The 15,200-nt window shown below is 71.0% G+C and carries 14 protein-coding genes; 3 read left to right on the forward strand and 11 right to left on the reverse strand.

Annotated elements, in window-relative coordinates; translation table 11 throughout:
- Nucleotides 1-15: 15 nt before the first annotated feature.
- Nucleotides 16-660: a TetR/AcrR family transcriptional regulator gene (locus AB4078_RS14640; protein WP_441977730.1), complete on the reverse strand. Its 645-nt coding sequence runs from the start codon at nucleotides 658-660 to the stop codon at nucleotides 16-18.
- Between the two features lie 97 nt (nucleotides 661-757).
- On the opposite strand from AB4078_RS14640, the gene AB4078_RS14645 reads away from it, so the two are divergent.
- Nucleotides 758-2,248: a DHA2 family efflux MFS transporter permease subunit gene (locus AB4078_RS14645; RefSeq protein WP_441977731.1), complete on the forward strand. Its 1,491-nt coding sequence runs from the start codon at nucleotides 758-760 to the stop codon at nucleotides 2,246-2,248.
- Between the two features lie 128 nt (nucleotides 2,249-2,376).
- Here the strand turns inward: AB4078_RS14645 and guaB are convergent, their stop codons facing one another.
- From guaB to groES, 3 genes are all read right to left on the reverse strand, one after another.
- Nucleotides 2,377-3,879: an IMP dehydrogenase gene (guaB, locus tag AB4078_RS14650; RefSeq protein ID WP_441977732.1), complete on the reverse strand. Its 1,503-nt coding sequence runs from the start codon at nucleotides 3,877-3,879 to the stop codon at nucleotides 2,377-2,379.
- Nucleotides 3,880-3,987: 108 nt separating this feature from the next.
- Nucleotides 3,988-4,947, reverse strand: coding sequence for an EamA family transporter RarD (gene rarD, locus AB4078_RS14655; RefSeq protein ID WP_441977733.1), 960 nt, complete (start codon nucleotides 4,945-4,947; stop codon nucleotides 3,988-3,990).
- 127 nt (nucleotides 4,948-5,074) lie between these two features.
- A complete protein-coding gene (groES, locus tag AB4078_RS14660; protein ID WP_440733932.1) occupies nucleotides 5,075-5,371 on the reverse strand; it encodes a co-chaperone GroES in 297 nt (98 codons plus the stop codon).
- A 250-nt stretch (nucleotides 5,372-5,621) separates the two neighbouring features.
- Between groES and AB4078_RS14665 the strand changes: the two genes are divergently transcribed.
- The gene (locus AB4078_RS14665; protein ID WP_441977734.1) at nucleotides 5,622-6,872 is read left to right on the forward strand and encodes a THUMP-like domain-containing protein; all 1,251 of its coding nucleotides are present in this window, start codon (nucleotides 5,622-5,624) and stop codon (nucleotides 6,870-6,872) included.
- 6 nt (nucleotides 6,873-6,878) lie between these two features.
- Here AB4078_RS14665 and AB4078_RS14670 read toward each other — a convergent pair whose 3' ends face one another.
- The 7 genes from AB4078_RS14670 to AB4078_RS14700 form a co-directional block, all read right to left on the reverse strand.
- Nucleotides 6,879-8,072, reverse strand: a complete 1,194-nt coding sequence (locus AB4078_RS14670; RefSeq protein ID WP_441977735.1) for a hypothetical protein — start codon at nucleotides 8,070-8,072, stop codon at nucleotides 6,879-6,881.
- Nucleotides 8,073-8,076: 4 nt separating this feature from the next.
- A complete protein-coding gene (locus AB4078_RS14675) occupies nucleotides 8,077-8,520 on the reverse strand; it encodes a hypothetical protein (protein WP_440733935.1) in 444 nt (147 codons plus the stop codon).
- Nucleotides 8,520-9,626 (reverse strand): tRNA (adenosine(37)-N6)-threonylcarbamoyltransferase complex transferase subunit TsaD, encoded by a 1,107-nt coding sequence (gene tsaD, locus AB4078_RS14680; RefSeq protein WP_441977736.1) that lies wholly within the window; start codon nucleotides 9,624-9,626, stop codon nucleotides 8,520-8,522. Before tsaD ends, AB4078_RS14675 begins: the two co-directional genes overlap by 1 nt.
- Nucleotides 9,619-10,062 carry a ribosomal protein S18-alanine N-acetyltransferase gene (gene rimI, locus AB4078_RS14685; RefSeq protein ID WP_441977770.1) on the reverse strand — a complete coding sequence of 148 codons (444 nt, stop codon included), beginning with the start codon at nucleotides 10,060-10,062 and terminating at the stop codon, nucleotides 9,619-9,621. Before rimI ends, tsaD begins: the two co-directional genes overlap by 8 nt.
- Nucleotides 10,063-10,097: 35 nt before the next feature.
- A complete protein-coding gene (gene tsaB / locus AB4078_RS14690; protein WP_441977737.1) occupies nucleotides 10,098-10,745 on the reverse strand; it encodes a tRNA (adenosine(37)-N6)-threonylcarbamoyltransferase complex dimerization subunit type 1 TsaB in 648 nt (215 codons plus the stop codon).
- Nucleotides 10,746-10,810: 65 nt separating this feature from the next.
- Nucleotides 10,811-11,971, reverse strand: a complete 1,161-nt coding sequence (locus tag AB4078_RS14695) for a hypothetical protein (protein ID WP_441977738.1) — start codon at nucleotides 11,969-11,971, stop codon at nucleotides 10,811-10,813.
- Nucleotides 11,968-13,563, reverse strand: a complete 1,596-nt coding sequence (locus AB4078_RS14700; RefSeq protein WP_441977739.1) for a PAS domain-containing sensor histidine kinase — start codon at nucleotides 13,561-13,563, stop codon at nucleotides 11,968-11,970. The genes AB4078_RS14695 and AB4078_RS14700 overlap by 4 nt, the downstream gene beginning before the upstream one ends.
- Before the next feature lie 237 nt (nucleotides 13,564-13,800).
- On the opposite strand from AB4078_RS14700, the gene AB4078_RS14705 reads away from it, so the two are divergent.
- The gene (locus tag AB4078_RS14705; protein WP_441977740.1) at nucleotides 13,801-15,018 is read left to right on the forward strand and encodes a chitinase; all 1,218 of its coding nucleotides are present in this window, start codon (nucleotides 13,801-13,803) and stop codon (nucleotides 15,016-15,018) included.
- The last annotated feature ends 182 nt before the right edge of the window (nucleotides 15,019-15,200 follow it).

The following is a 15,200-nucleotide window of genomic DNA, read 5'->3' on the forward strand; positions in this document are numbered from 1 at the left end:
AGGAACAGCGGCCGGCTACAGCCGGTGCTCGTTGCGCGGCAGCACCTCGAGCACATGCGGCAGCTTGTTGGGGAAGCACGCCCGGAACAGTTCGGTGATCTGCGGATCGGATCCGTAGTCGTCCACGATCCGCAGTCCGATCATGGTGCTGATGAGCATGCCCTCGGCGAGGAAGCTGCGCGCCTCGTCGGCCTCGAGGCCCACCTCGTCGCGGAAGAAGCGCCAGACCCTCGCGAACCCCTGGCGGGCCGCAGCTCCGATGGCCGGATTGCTGCCGAGGAGGTAGGCGTGCGCGAGCGTCTGGTGCAGACCCCGCACCTCGATGAGGTCGACGTAGGCCTCCCCGATGCGCTTGCCGACGGGCTGCTCACCGCCCTCGTCCGACGCGGCGAGCGCCTCGCGGAAGACCGACAGCAGGCGGTCGAGCGAGAACTCGATCGTCGCGAGGAAGAGGTTCTCCTTGGATCCGAACAGGCGCACGACATAGGGCTGACTGACGCCCGCGGCGCGCGCGACCTGGTCGGTCGTGGCCCCCTCGTAGCCGCGCGAGCCGAAGACCGTGAGCGCGGCGAGGATGATCTGCGCGCGCCGCTCCGGGGAGGAGAGACGGCGGCCGGAGTCGTCGCCGTGGGCGGTGTCCGTGGGCGCTGCCGATGTCATGCCGAAAGGTTATCAGCGAATGACTTGACTTTGTAATCATTCGATTACTACATTGACTCCAGCGCTAGTAATCATTCAATTACAACTGGAGCTTCCCATGACTGTTCCCTCGCCCGCCGCAGCCGCTCGCCGGAGCCGCAACAGCCTCGTGCCCCGGCCATCGCGCCCGGTCGCGCTCGTCATCGCCGCCGCCTCCCTGCCGATGCTCATGGCGACCCTCGACAACCTCGTCATGACCAATGCCCTCCCCGTGCTGCACCGCGAGATGGGCGCCACGATCGAGCAGCTGCAGTGGTTCGTGAACGCGTACACGCTGGCCTTCGCCGGCGCGATCCTCGTCGCCTCCGCGCTCGGCGATCGGTTCGGCCGCCGCACGGTGTTCGCGCTCGGCATCGCCCTGTTCGGGGCCGGCTCATTGTTCGCGGCGCTCAGCACAGACCCGGGCCAGCTCATCGCCGCCCGCGCCGTGCAGGGGCTGGGTGCGGCCGCCGTCATGCCGCTGTCGCTCGCCCTCCTCACCGGCGCGGTGCCCGCCGCGCGGCGCCCGCTCGCGATCGGCATCTGGGGCGGTGTCTCCGGGCTCGGCGTAGCCGTCGGACCGCTCATCGGCGGCGCCATCATGGAGGGCTGGAACTGGCAGGCGATCTTCTGGATCAACGTGCCCATCGCCGTGATCGCGATCCCGCTGGCCCTGATGGTGCTCGCCAACGACTTCGGCGCCCGCGTGCGTATCGACGTGCCGGGCGCGGTGCTCGCCGCCGGCGGCGTGCTGGCCCTCGTCCACGCGATCGTGCGCGGCAACGACGACGGCTGGGACACGATCGGCGTGATCGCCGAGCTCGCCCTGGGCGGCGCGCTCCTGATCGCGTTCCTCGTCTGGCAGCTGCGTTCGGCCGCGCCGCTCATGCCGCTGCGGCTGTTCCGCGACCGGTCGTTCTCGATCACGAACGTCGTCGGCTTCGCGTTCAGCTTCGGCACCTTCGGATCCGTGTTCATCCTGATCCAGTTCCTGCAGGTCGTGCAGGGCGCGACCCCGCTCGAGGCCGCCGTGCAGACGACGCCGTGGACGCTCGCGCCGATGATCGTGGCGCCGCTCGCGGGCCTGATCGCGCCGCGCGTGGGCACGAGGGTGCTGCTCGTCACCGGCCTGCTGCTGCAAGGCGTCGCCCTGGGCTGGCTGGCCGCCCAGCTCGCCACAGACGTGCCCTACGCCGCTCTCGTCGCACCCTTCGTCCTCGCCGGCATCGGCATGGGCCTCGTCTTCGCCCCCTCGGCGACGGCACTGCTCGCCACGCTCGGCCTGATCGACCACGCGAAGGCGTCGGGAGTGAACTCCACGCTCCGCGAGCTGGGCGTCGCCCTTGGCACCGCCGTGATGACGGCGATCTTCGTGGGCGCCGGCGGCCAGCTGCTGCCCGACCACTACGTCGACGCCTCTCGCCCCGCCGTGTTCACCGGCGCCGCGGTACTGCTGGTCGCCGCCGTCATCGCGCTCTGGCTGCCGGCTGGGCGCGGCGGGCACGCGGAGGATGGGATCGACGTCGAGGCGGAGGCCGCCATTCCGGAGGCTCTCGCCGCGGGTCGCTGAGCCCCCCTGCTCGCTGGTCGCAGATTGCGGTTCCACGGCAGGAATGACCGCAATACGCGACCAGTGAGCAGGGCCAGGTGGACGACGAAGGCCCGGATCCGATTTCAGGATCCGGGCCTTCGGAGATCTCAGCGCTTGTAGTTCGGCGCCTCGACGACGATCTGCACGTCGTGCGGGTGCGACTCCTTGAGCCCGGCCGCCGTGATGCGCACGAACTTGCCGCGCGTCTTGAGCTCCTCGATCGTGCGCGCGCCGACGTAGAACATCGACTGGCGCAGGCCGCCGACCAGCTGGTACGCGACGGCGGACAGCGGGCCGCGGTAGGGAACCTGTCCCTCGATGCCCTCGGGGATGAGCTTGTCGTCGCTGGGCACGTCGGCCTGGAAGTAGCGGTCCTTCGAGTAGGACGTCTGCTTGCCGCGGGTCTGCATCGCGCCGAGCGAGCCCATTCCGCGGTACAGCTTGAACTGCTTGCCGCCCTGGAACACGATCTCGCCCGGGGACTCCTCGGTACCGGCGAGCAGGGATCCGAGCATCACGGCGTCGGCACCGGCGACGAGCGCCTTGGCGATGTCGCCGGAGTACTGCAAGCCGCCGTCCGCGATGACCGGGATGCCGGCCGGGCGCGCCGCGAGCGACGCCTCGTACACCGCGGTGACCTGCGGCACTCCGACGCCGGCGACGATGCGGGTGGTGCAGATCGAGCCGGGCCCGACGCCGACCTTGACGGCGTCCACTCCGGCGTCGACGAGCGCCTGCGCACCCTCGCGGGTGGCGACGTTGCCGCCGATGATGTCGATGTGCGCGAAGGACGGATCCGCCTTGAGTCGCTTGACCAGGTCGATCACGCCCTGCGACTGGCCGTTGGCGGTGTCGACGACGAGCACGTCCACACCCTTGTCGCGCAGCGCCTCGGCGCGCTCCCAGGCATCGCCGAAGAAGCCGATCGCCGCGCCGACCCGCAGGCGGCCCTGGTCGTCCTTGGTGGCGAGCGGGTACTTCTCGCTCTTGTCGAAGTCCTTGATGGTGATCAGGCCGGCGAGCTTGCCGTCCTCGTCGATGAGCGGCAGCTTCTCGACGCGGTGCTTCGCGAAGAGCGCGATGACCTGTGCGGCCTCGACGCCGACGGGCGCGGTCACGAGGTTCTCGCTCGTCATCACGTCGCGCGCGAGTGTGGTCTGCTTGGCGGATCCGGAGACGAAGCGCATGTCGCGGTTCGTGACGATGCCGACCAGGCGGCCGTCAGGGTCGACCACGGGCAGACCCGAGATGCGGTACTTCGCGCACATCGCGTCGACCTCCGCGATCGTCGCGTCGGGGGTCGTGGTGATCGGATCCGTGATCATGCCGGACTCGCTGCGCTTGACGCGGTCGACCTGCGCGGCCTGATCGGCGATGGAGAGGTTGCGGTGCAGGATACCCAGGCCGCCCTCGCGCGCCATGGCGATCGCCATGCGCGCCTCGGTCACGGTGTCCATCGCACTGGAGAGCAGAGGTGTGGCGACCGAGATCCGGCGCGTCACACGCGAGGAGGTGTCCGCCTCGCTCGGGATCACGTCCGTGTGCCCAGGCAGGAGCAGGACGTCATCGTAGGTCAATCCGACAAAACCGAACGGGTCGTGCTGCTCCATGGGTTGCGGGGCTCCTCTTCTGCGCGCGTGTATCGATTCTAAGTGCCGCGTGGGGTGCGGTATTCCCAGGAACGGACTCGTGGAGTGGACGCCCAGGGAGCCGGTCGATCAGGGCACGGGGATCGTGTCGGTGCCGGGGTTCGACGCCTCGACCGTTCCTCGTCCGGATCGGATCCGGCGGGCGGCGAGAGCGAGGTCGATCAGGAACACGGCGATCGCGACCCAGACGATCGCGAAGCCGATCCACCGCTCGGTCGGCATCGGTTCGTGCATGACGAGCACGCCGACCAGGAACTGCATGATCGGGGTGATGAACTGGATCATGCCGATCACGGTCAGCCCGATCCTGCGGGTGCCCGCGGCGAACAGCAGCAGCGGCACGGCGGTGGCGATGCCCGCGAAGGCGAGCAGGCTCGCATGGAGCGGGCCGTTCGCGCCCATCGTGATGCCGGTGGTGAGTCCCACGGCGATCAACTGCACGACGGCGACCGGCAGCAGCCAGAACGACTCCAGGGTGAGACCGCTCACGGCGTCGACCGAGGGACCGATCTTCTTCTTGACGAGTCCGTAGATGCCGAACGAGGCGGTCAGCGAGAGCGCGATCCATGGGAAGGTGCCGTGGGCGAAGACGATCACCAGCACCGCTACGGTCGCGATCCCGATCGCGACCCACTGCAGCCGGCGCAGCTTCTCCTTGAGCACGAACACGCCCAGCAGCATGGTGCCGATCGGGTTGATGAAATAGCCGAGGCTGGTCTCGACAATCTCGCCGTTCAGGGTGGCGAGGACGAACACCTGCCAGTTGATGTAGATCAGCACCCCGGCGAGCGCCGTCAGCGCCAGCAGTCGCGGCTGCCGGACGATCGTCATCAGCGGCTTCCAGCCTCGGGTGATCGCCAGCAGGATGAGGCAGAACACGAACGAGAGCGCGACCCGCCAGGCCACCAGTTCCCACGGGCCCGTCGGCGCGAGCAGCAGGAAGTACAGCGGCAGCACGCCCCACAGCAGATAGGCGCCGATCGCGGAGGCGACGCCCACGGTCTGGGCGCTGCGGGGGGTGGTGGTCACCGATCCACCCTATTGCCGTGAAGCGACATCAGGTCCGCCGCCTCCGATCGACCGCGGGTCCGGATCCGGGAGACGTCGAAGGCCCGGACGCACAGGGCATCCGGGCCTTCGAGACGTCAGTGGACGCTCAGCGCACCACGACGGCGAGCACGTCGCGCGCGGACAGCACGAGGAACTCGTCGCCGCCGAACTTCACCTCGGTGCCGCCGTACTTGCTGTAGAGCACGCGGTCGCCGACGTTGACGTCGAGCGGGACGCGGTTGCCGTTGTCATCGATGCGGCCGGGGCCCACGGCCACGACCTCGCCCTCCTGGGGCTTCTCCTTGGCGGTGTCAGGGATGACCAGGCCACTCGCGGTGGTCTGCTCGGCCTCGACCTGCTTGATGACGATGCGGTCCTCGAGCGGCTTGATGGAAACCGACACGGTCTACCTCTTTCTTGACGGTTCAAGACTGATTAGCACCCTCAGCCTGAGAGTGCTAACGACAGTCTAGGCACATCGCTGGCACTCATGCAATCAGAGTGCCAACCTGCCCCTGCCGTCCGCCCCCGCGCCGAGAGCACACGCGCTCGCCGACTGCACGGCGTGTTGGCGCGAAGAACGTGTGCCCTCGCCGACAGCGCGTGCACCCGACGGGCCGGTCCGCGCATGGCGGACGGATAGCCTGGACCGCGTGGATATGAGCGAACTGCGAACCCTGCTGACGCCCGAGGCGCTGCGGGCGATCGACGAGCTCGGCGAGATCGGATCCACGGATGCGGCCGCCCGCGCGGTCATGCGCCTGCGGGCGGAGGGGCACTCGCCCGAGTTCGTGTCCGCCGTGGTCGGCCAGGCGCGACTGCGCACGAAGGGGGCGGCGAAGTTCGGCGAGTTCGCGGACCGGATGCTGTTCACCCGCGCCGGCCTCGAGCAGGCGACCCGGCTCGGCGTCGCCGCGCGTCATGCGGGGCGGATGCGCGCCGCCGGGATCGCGCACGTCTCCGACCTCGGCTGCGGGATCGGCGGCGACGCGCTGGCCTTCGCCGGCGCGGGGCTGCGGGTCACGGCCGTGGACGCCGACGAGGTCACGGCCGCGCTGGCGGCGTACAACCTCGCACCGTTCGGATCCGACGCCGAGGTGCGGCACGGGTTCGCGGAGGATCACGCGCCCTCGACCGCTGGAGACGGCGTTTCGTCTCGGTCGCCTTCGGCGTCCTCGCTCAACGACCCCGGAGGGGCGACCGAGGCGGTGTGGCTGGATCCGGCACGGCGCAGCGCGGGGCATTCCGAGACCCGTCGCGTCTCCGCAGACGACTACTCCCCCTCGCTGGACTGGGCATTCGCGCTCGCCGCGCGCATCCCCACCGGAATCAAGCTCGGGCCCGCCCATGACCGGGACACGATCCCCACCGACGTCGAGGCGCAGTGGGTGAGCGCGGATGGTGACGTCGTCGAGCTGGTGCTGTGGTCGGGCGAACTGGCGCGCGAAGGTGTTCGGCGGGCTGCGCTCGTGATGCGCGGCGACCGCGCGCACGAGCTGACCGCCCCTGCCGACACGGAGGACGCCGAGGTGCGGGAGCTCGGCGCCTATGTGCACGAGCCCGACGGCGCCGTGATCCGCGCCCGCCTGATCGGCGACCTGGCGCGCAGCCTCGACGCGGGCATGCTGGATCCGCACATCGCGTATCTGACCTCCGATGCTCCTGCCGACAGCCCGTTCGCCGCATCGTTCCGGGTGCGCGAAGTGCTGCCGATGAACCCGAAGGCGATCGGATCCGCCCTCAAGAAGTCGGGCATCGGACGCCTGGAGATCAAGAAGCGCGGCGTGGACGTGGATCCGGCCGCGTTCCGCAAGAAGCTGAACCTGCGCGGCTCCGCGGAGGCGACCCTGATCCTCGTGCGCATCGGCGACAGGCGGCATGCGATCCTCGCGGACCGGGTCTGAGAGCCGTCATGGCGCCGTGAGGAGTCCCTCGACCCCGACATCGGCGTTCTCCGTGATGATGAGATACGGCACGGCGTACACGGCGAAGCGCATCTCGATGATCGCGGAGGGCCGGTCCCGCGTCGCGGCCAGCTCTAGCCTGACCACCGTCCCGCGGGGATCCACAGGCTCGGTGAAACTGAGAACCTTCGACGAGCCGTCATACGTGCTGCCATCCGATCCGCACGCCCGCTGCGTTTCGGGGGCCTCGACGATCAGGCATTGGGATGTTCCGCTGTCCGCGTAGCCGCGCCAGATCGTCAGCCCCCGCCAGCGCCCGACGATGGACAGCCCCTCGAGCTGCTGCTCGGCCGAGATCCTCGCCGTCGCCGCGATCTCCGCGTCGCTCATCCCCTGGTTCATCGTCCGCGACTCGGCCTCCCAGCGCTGGATGGCCCCGCCGGGGAACCCTCGTCCCGCGAGGAACACGACCCCTCCGTAGCCGACCTGCACGTTGCGGCCCGAAGCCGGAGCAACGGTCGTGTTCACCTGAAGGGAGTACGGATTCTTCTTGAGGTCCTCGATCCGCTGGCACTGCCGCTCCATCGGCAACCCCGGCACGTCCAGCGCGGCGCAGCGCAGTTGTCCACCCACCTCCGTCCAGGTCCACAACAGGGCATCCGCCTGCCGATCGAGCAGCAGTACGCTCCCGGGGTCGTACTTCGCGTCGTGGAGGAGCGTGTCCCGCCGCTCAGCCTCGCCGGACCGGAGGGCGAGCCCCACGTCGGGCGGGCGCGGGATGGCCCAGCCGATCAGCAGACCGACGAGGATCAACGCCGCCGCTGTGCCGATGAGGTAGCGAGGGCGCTTCCCGCGGCTGGTGGCGAACCAGGCGACTACCCGTTCACGAGCTGTCCCGAACGGCCGACTCCGTCCCGTTCCACCGACGATCACGCCGGATCCGTCAGCGAGACGGTACATCGTCGGCGGATCGGGCGCGAGCGGTGGGGAGCCTTCGTCTCGGTGCGCTCGCCCCGGAACAGGTTGGGCGCCTGACGTGGGGAGCGTCCCTTCGGCAGGCTCCGGGCCCGGCGCGGCGGCATCCGCGCGCCGCAGCTCCGTCAGCTGCGCGGCCTCGGCCGGACTCAGGCCGGATCCGTCCCGGCCGAAGGCACGGCGCTCCAGCTCGCGACGTTCCTCGCCCGGTTCCGGATCCGCCATGGCGCTATCCGAACCAGCCGAACCGGTAGGCGGCCCAGAGCAGCCATCCCGCGCTGTACAGCGTTGCCACGCTCCCGAGCACGAGCGCCCAGACCGCCAGGGCACGACTCTCCTCCGGCCGGCGCAGCGACATGATCGCGGCGATCACCGAGACGATCGCGACCGGGATCCCCCAGCCGACGAACAGCGAGGCGAACAGAGCCACGATCGCGGACAGCAGCGCCCATGGCGCCAGCCGCGGCTCGGCGGGCGCCGGCGTCGGGGCCTCGGTCCCGTCCGTGGGGTGCCACTCCTCGTGTGCCACCGTCGCGCCGTCCCGGTCGAGCTCGAGATCCTCGATCTCGACCCCGCCGTCCAGCTGCGGCCCGCTCTCCACCCCCACGGGCACGGGAGCCGTCGGCAGCCGGGTGTAGCGCTGCGGATCCTTCCCGTCCGTGGTCGCCATCATCAGACCTCGGCGCCCACGCGGACGCGAGCGTCCGCCGCTGCGGAGGAGTCCTCTGCGACCTGGATCTCGGTCACCGGCAGCGTCGAATCGGCGCCGAACGCGAGCGTGGAGGGGCGCCGGCCGGAGGCGATCAGCTCCGCCGCGAGCCCGGCGATCATGGCGCCGTTGTCGGTGCAGAGCGACAGCGGCGGAATCCGCACCGTCACTCCCGCCTCCGCTGCACGGGCGAGCGCGACGTCGCGCAGCCGGCGGTTCGCGATGACGCCGCCGCCGAGCAGCAGCCGAGGCACGCCGCGGTCGGCGCAGGCCGCCAGCGCCTTTGTCACGAGCACGTCGACCACGGCCTCGCGGAAGCTCGCGGCGACGTCTGCCACGGGGATCGGGTTGCCCGCGGCCTCCTCCCGCTCGATCCAGCGGGCGACCGCGGTCTTCAGCCCGGAGAAGGAGAAGTCGTAGCGGTGCTTGTCCAGATCCGACGCACGCGATAGCCCTCGCGGGAACCGGATCGCGGCGGGATCCCCGTCCACCGCCGCACGGTCGATCTCCGGCCCTCCGGGATACGGCAGGCCGAGGATGCGGGCGACCTTGTCGAACGCCTCGCCGGCGGCGTCGTCGACGGTCTCGCCGAGCAGTTCGACGTCGGTGGTGAGGTCGCGCACGTGCAGGAGCGAGGTGTGCCCGCCCGAGACGAGCAGCGCGATCGTGGGGTACTCCAGGGGCACGGAGTCGGGTGTGAGGATGTCAGCGGCGATGTGCCCGACGAGGTGGTTCACGGCGTACAGCGGCTTGCCGAGCGACACCGCCAGACCCTTCGCCGCACCGATGCCGACCATGAGCGCACCCGCGAGTCCTGGCCCGCTGGTCACTGCGATTGCGTCGAGGTCTTCCAGTCGCACCTGCGCCTCGGCGAGGGCCCGCTCGATCGCCGGCTGCATCTCCTCGAGGTGCGCCCTGGCCGCGACCTCGGGCACGACACCGCCGTAGCGGGCGTGCTCGTCCATGCTCGACGAGATCGTGTTGGACAGCAGGGTCCGGCCGCGGACGATCCCGATCCCGGTCTCGTCGCAGCTCGTCTCGATCCCGAGCACGAGGGGCTGGTCAGTCATCGGATCCCTTCCCGCGCAGGTCGAGCTTCATGATCACGGCATCCACGTCGTCGGGCTGGTAGTAGCCGGCCCGCCGGCCGATCTCGGCGAACCCCTCCGAGAGGTACAGCCCCTGGGCGACCGGGTTGTCGGCGCGCACCTCGAGGAACACCTCGCGTGCGCCGCGCTCCGCCGCTTCTGCGAGCAGCGCCCGCAGCAGCGCTCTGCCGCGGCCGGATCCGCGGTGCTCGGCATCGAGGGCGATGGTCTGGATGTCGCTGTCGGCGGATCCGCGCAGTGCGCGCACGCCCCCGTAACCGACCACGTGCTCGCCCTCGGCCTGCTCTGCACCGTTCTCCACGTCGACGAAGTAGCGGCCGTGCGGGCTCGCGAGTTCAGCCGCCATCAGCTCGACGCTCCACGCGTCGGTCGGGAACGAGCGCCGTTCGATGAGCATGATCGCATCGAGGTCGGCCGCCGTCGCGGCGCGGATCACGACCCCACCCGCTTCGGCGCCGAGGGCACGCGGGCGTCCGGAGCGCGCAGGTAGAGCGGCTCGGATCCGGTCAGGGTGCGTCCGGCGGCGACTGCGCGGCGGGCGACACGCGCGACGGCAGCTCCCGAGATCGCGGCGACCTCGAAGCGACGCAGCGCCCCCAGCTTGCGATCGACGTCGCCCTGCGGCACGAGCACCGTGTCGACCACGGCGTGCGGGATGCCGTCCACGTCGATCCCCTCGTACACGGTCACCGCGGTCTCGCGGCGGCGGGCGTCGGTGAGGATCGCGAAGGGGTGCTGCGGCGGATGCTCGCCCTCGATCACGGCGAGCGCGGCGGCGTGGTGGCTGGGCACGGCGATCACCGGAATGCCTCGCCCGAGCGCGAATGCGCGTGCGGCGGCGATGCCTATCCGCAGGCCCGTGAACGGACCGGGCCCCATGCCCGCGGCGACATGCGTGAGCGGATCCGGCACCTCCTCGGAACCCTCTGCCGGCGCGGCCGCGAGCACCTGCTCCAGCAGGGAACCGATCGCCTCGGCGTGACCGAGATGTCCGGCCTGCGCCACATCGGCGAGGGTGCGCCCATCGCGACCGATCAGGCCGACGGCCGAGCCGAGTGAGGTGTCCACGCCGAGAATCACCCTTCCAGGGTAGCCGCCGTGGCCGCCGACCGGTCCTTGCGCGCGGTCCGTCCCCGATCCCTCGGTCAGTGCGTGGAGACCCCGGCTCGCTCCCAGCGGTCGCCACCGCGGTCCTGCGCGAGGACGGCGGCATCGCCCGCAACGGCCGCCAGCGCATCGAAGTCGTACTCCGCGGCGGCCGCGCCGGCCCAGCCCACGCTTGCCGACACGCGCACGGACGCGCGAGGCCCGGAGTCCTCGATCGTCGAGACCCGCTGCAGCAGCGCCCGCAGTTCGCGCCGCACCGCGTCCTCACCACCGGGCAGCAGGGCCAGCGCGCGCACGTCCGAGACCCGCTCGACGTCGGCCGCGGCCGGCAGCGCGTCGAGCACGTGCGCGTGGAATGCCTCCACGATGCTGGCGAACACGGCCGGGCCCGAGGCCTCCGCCAGGTCTGCGGGATCGTCCAAGCGGATGTCCAGCAGCGACCACGCCGGCTCCTGCGCCTGCTGAGCACGGGCGAGGCGCGCCCGCAGCGCTGCGCTGGTGGCGGCGCTGCTGTCCACGCCACTGCGGCCCCCGCCGCGCAGCAGTGCCTCGCCGCGGGCGAGGAGCACGATCGTGATCGCGGCGCACTGGCTGGTCAGCAGGATTCCGACGCCGTTGATGTCGCGCAGCATGCGCAGCTCGTCGCCGGGAGAGGATCCGACGCCCGCGAGTCCGGCGATGACGCCGAACACCGCCACCACGACGAACGCCGATGACACCAGTGCCAGCGGCAGCACCACGTCACGGGCACTGATCCGCAGCCGGAACAGCTCCCACGCCGCGAGACCGGCGAACACCGCCGCCGCCGTGAACACGACACGGAACATCGTCGGGTACACGGCGGTGGTGCTGGTCGCCGTCAGCAGCGCCGGCGCGACCACGACGAACGCCACTGCCGCCGGCCAGAGCGGTCGCTTTCCCGCATAGGCGCGTATGCCGAGCCACAGCAGCGGTTCGAAGCACACGATCAGGCCCGAAGACAGCGCGCGCAGCGGCGCGCTGTCGAACTGGTTCGCGGCCACCCACACGTAGGTCGCGAGCATGGCGACGCCGAATCCGACCGACCACGTGATGGTGGCCCTGCTCGGGCGCGGCATGAGAGCCAGCCCGAACACCAGCGCGGCGGACAGCGTCACCAGCGCCACCAGCGTGACGGAGGTGTTCACGGTGATGCCGATGGGTGCGGTGAGGGTGATCATGCGTCGTTCCTCTCGGGACGCCGAGGCAGGAGCACGCGCATGCGCGTGCCCTCGCCGAGCCTGCTGCTGACGTCGATGGTGCCGTGATGGGCGGTCACGATGTCGCGGACCGCCACGAGGCCCAGGCCTGTGCCCGGCACCCCGCTGAGCTCTGCCCGCTCGCCGCGGAAGTACGGCTGGAAGAGCTGCTCCACATCGGCGGGGACCATGCCGGATCCGGTGTCCGCGACGACGAGTTCCGCGCGTGCGTCGTCGGCGACGCCCAGCGAGAGCAGGATCGAGCCGCCGGGCGCGGTGTACTTGACCGCGTTGCTGAGCAGGTTGTCGACCACCTGCCGCAGCCGGAACGCGTCGCCGTAGATGAGCAGGGTCGGCTCCCCCGTCACCTCGACTCGCAGCCGGTTCGCCGTGGCGGTCGGCAGGAACGACGACACCGAGGCCTGCACCAGGGGGTGCAGATCGACCGGTTCCGACAGCACCCGGTGGCGAGGACGGGAGGCGTCCAACGCCGTCGTGACCAGATCCTGCATGCGCTCGGCAGCCCCCGCGACCACGCCCAGCTGGTCCGCCGCGCGCGCCGGCAGATCCTCACGCTCGAGCAGCAGATCGACGTGGCCCACGATCGCCGTGAGCGGGTTGCGCAGCTCGTGCGTGAGGATCGCCGACAGCAGCCGGCGCTCCTCGGCCGCCGCGAGCCGGGCGGTGACGTCGTCGATCTTGACCAGCACGACAGCGCCCTGATCGGCGTCGCTGGCGATCGGCTGCGTATCGACCTCGAGCGCCCGCCACTCGCCGTCGGTGCCGTACAGCCACACCCGCTCGCCGGCGAGGTGCTCGCCACGTGCAGCCCGGGCCATCACCGTCCGATCCACGGGGACGGGCTCCCCCTCCCGATCGTCGTACTCCACCGCGAGCGCAGGCAGTGCGAGGCCGTCGGCGTCCAGGCCGTAAAGGCGCCGGTAGGCGTCGTTCACCTTCAGGATCGTGCCGTCCTCGCCGACCGCGGCGAGCGCCGTGTCCAGCGCGTCGATGATCTGGGTCACCCGGCGCTCGTGCGTCTCGGCCCGCCGCGCCACCCGGTCGATCTGCTCGGACCGGCGCCGCAGCAGGCGCCGGGAGGCGCGCGAGCGCTGCACCCCGATCCGGATCGTGGTGCCGAGGAACCCGAGCGCGAACGCCGTGATGAGCACCCGCAGCACCACATCCGAGATCAGACCGGTCTGGTTCGCGACGGTGAACAGGAAGGCAGTGATCAGGGCGATGCCGCCGAACACGGCGATCATCGAGTAGTACGTGGCGATCCACGTGATGGGAATCACCCAGAGGAACCCGAGCCGGATGTCCGGGGCCTGTGTCGTGAGGCCGATCGCGCAGATGTCGATCATCGGGACGAGGAGGATCCCCGCGGGCGGGATGCGGTCCCACGGCACCACCAGCACCGCCGCCGTGGTCAGCACGGACAGCGCGAGGCCTGCGGTGAACAGCGGGGTCGCGAACACCGTCGGCTTGAGTGCTGCCACGAGCACCGCGACCGCGACCGTGGTGCTGACGAAGATGAGCTGCCAACGCCAGATCGACGCCCTGCGGGACATGCCGATCCTCTCTCCGACGCGGCACGGAACCGCTGCGGGACGCGTCGCGCGGCCCGGGCGGAGACCCTGACACTCAACGCTTCCGCAAGGTTATCCAAAGAAGGACCCAAGGCTCTTCAACGGATATATCGCCACGCCTAGCATCGCAGCATCGAAGGTCCTCCACCCGACCGGATCCGCTGCCGTCGCATCGGATCCGCCTACCGCCGTCGACGGGCAGAAAGCGAGCGTGCTGCGATGACCGGCCCCTCTGCACCTCCGTCCGGCGGACGCCTGTCCGTCTGGCGCGTGCTGGTGGGCGTGCTCGTCGCCCTCACCGTGGTGGCAGGCATCGTCGTGGTGCCGTGGTTCCTGCTGCGCGACGAAGCGGCGCCCGGAGCGGCGACGGGCCCGCGCTGGTTCGGCGGCTACTACGACGTCACCGCGACGGATCCCCCGGCGGACGTGCTGCCCGGATCCGGATCCGATGCGGTCGTCCTGGCGTTCGTCACCGCGGCGCCCGGCGACGCCTGCCGTCCGACCTGGGGCGGGGTGTACTCGCTCGCCGAGGCGGGCGATGCGCTCGATCTGGACCACCGGATCGCGCAGAAGCAGCAGTCCGGGGCCTCGGTGACCGTGTCGTTCGGTGGCGCCAGGGGCACCGAGCTCGCCGGAGCCTGCGCGTCGATCGGCGACCTGATGAACGCCTACGCGGCGGTGCTGGAGCGCTACACGGTCACCACGATCGACCTCGACCTGGAGCGCCCCGCCCTCAGCGACGTGCTCGCCGGCGACCGCCGTGCGGAGGCCGTGGCCCGACTGCAGGAACGGCAGCGGGCGAAGGGCTCGGAGCTGTCGGTGTGGCTCACGCTGCCGGCCGGGCAGGACGGGCTCGGCACCGACGGACTGCGCTCGATCCGCCAGCTGCTGCAGGCGGGCGTGCAGCTCTCCGGGGTCAACGCGATGACGATGGACGACGGCGCACCGCTCGCAGGCCGGTCGATGGCGGCCGCCGCGATCACATCGCTCACGGCCGTGCACGACCAGCTCGGCCGGCTCTACGACGACCTGCACCTGGCGCTCCCCGCAGGTGGAGCATGGGCGATCATGGGCGCGACGCCGATGATCGGCCACAACGACGTGCACGATGAGGTGTTCGCGCTCGATGACGCCGCGACCCTGAACGCCTTCGCCCAGAAGCAGCGCCTCGCCCGCGTCTCGATGTGGTCGCTCAACCGCGACCGCGCCTGCGATGCGGACCGCCAGGATCCGGCTGCCGCATCCGACTCCTGCAGCGGAGTCGCGCAGGGAGACGCGGCATTCGCGGCGGTGCTGGGCCGCGGCTTCACGGTCACCCCCACGCTCCTGGCGACCCCGGGGCCGACCGCATCCCGGTCGGGCAGCGCCGCAGCGCCCTTCACCGGCTCGCCGGCACCACCGCCGGCATCGACTCCCACTCCGACCAGGGACCCGTAATCCGGGACGGAGTGGGCGGCGCCCCGGGGACAGGGCGCCATCCCGCTCCCGGGACCCTGCCCGGGAGCGGGAACCCGACACCGATGGGGACTCGGTGGCGGGTCGCGGAGCTCGGGTGCCGGTGGGGATCGACGCCCGGGGCTCCACGGAAGGCGCGGGGTCGGACCCGCGCTGCACGGAGG

The sequence above is a fragment of the Microbacterium sp. 2MCAF23 genome, from assembly GCF_052115565.1.
Lineage (GTDB): Bacteria > Actinomycetota > Actinomycetes > Actinomycetales > Microbacteriaceae > Microbacterium.

Excerpts from the sequence above, each read along its gene's own strand:
- AB4078_RS14640 (WP_441977730.1), bottom strand. The coding sequence starts at position 660 with ATGACATCGGCAGCGCCCACGGACACCGCCCACGGCGACGACTCCGGC.
- AB4078_RS14645 (WP_441977731.1), top strand. The coding sequence starts at position 758 with ATGACTGTTCCCTCGCCCGCCGCAGCCGCTCGCCGGAGCCGCAACAGC.
- guaB (WP_441977732.1), bottom strand. The coding sequence starts at position 3,879 with ATGGAGCAGCACGACCCGTTCGGTTTTGTCGGATTGACCTACGATGAC.
- AB4078_RS14670 (WP_441977735.1), bottom strand. The coding sequence starts at position 8,072 with ATGGCGGATCCGGAACCGGGCGAGGAACGTCGCGAGCTGGAGCGCCGT.
- AB4078_RS14675 (WP_440733935.1), bottom strand. The coding sequence starts at position 8,520 with ATGATGGCGACCACGGACGGGAAGGATCCGCAGCGCTACACCCGGCTG.
- tsaD (WP_441977736.1), bottom strand. The coding sequence starts at position 9,626 with ATGACTGACCAGCCCCTCGTGCTCGGGATCGAGACGAGCTGCGACGAG.
- rimI (WP_441977770.1), bottom strand. The coding sequence starts at position 10,062 with ATGCTCATCGAACGGCGCTCGTTCCCGACCGACGCGTGGAGCGTCGAG.
- AB4078_RS14695 (WP_441977738.1), bottom strand. The coding sequence starts at position 11,971 with ATGATCACCCTCACCGCACCCATCGGCATCACCGTGAACACCTCCGTC.
- AB4078_RS14700 (WP_441977739.1), bottom strand. The coding sequence starts at position 13,563 with ATGTCCCGCAGGGCGTCGATCTGGCGTTGGCAGCTCATCTTCGTCAGC.
- AB4078_RS14705 (WP_441977740.1), top strand. The coding sequence starts at position 13,801 with ATGACCGGCCCCTCTGCACCTCCGTCCGGCGGACGCCTGTCCGTCTGG.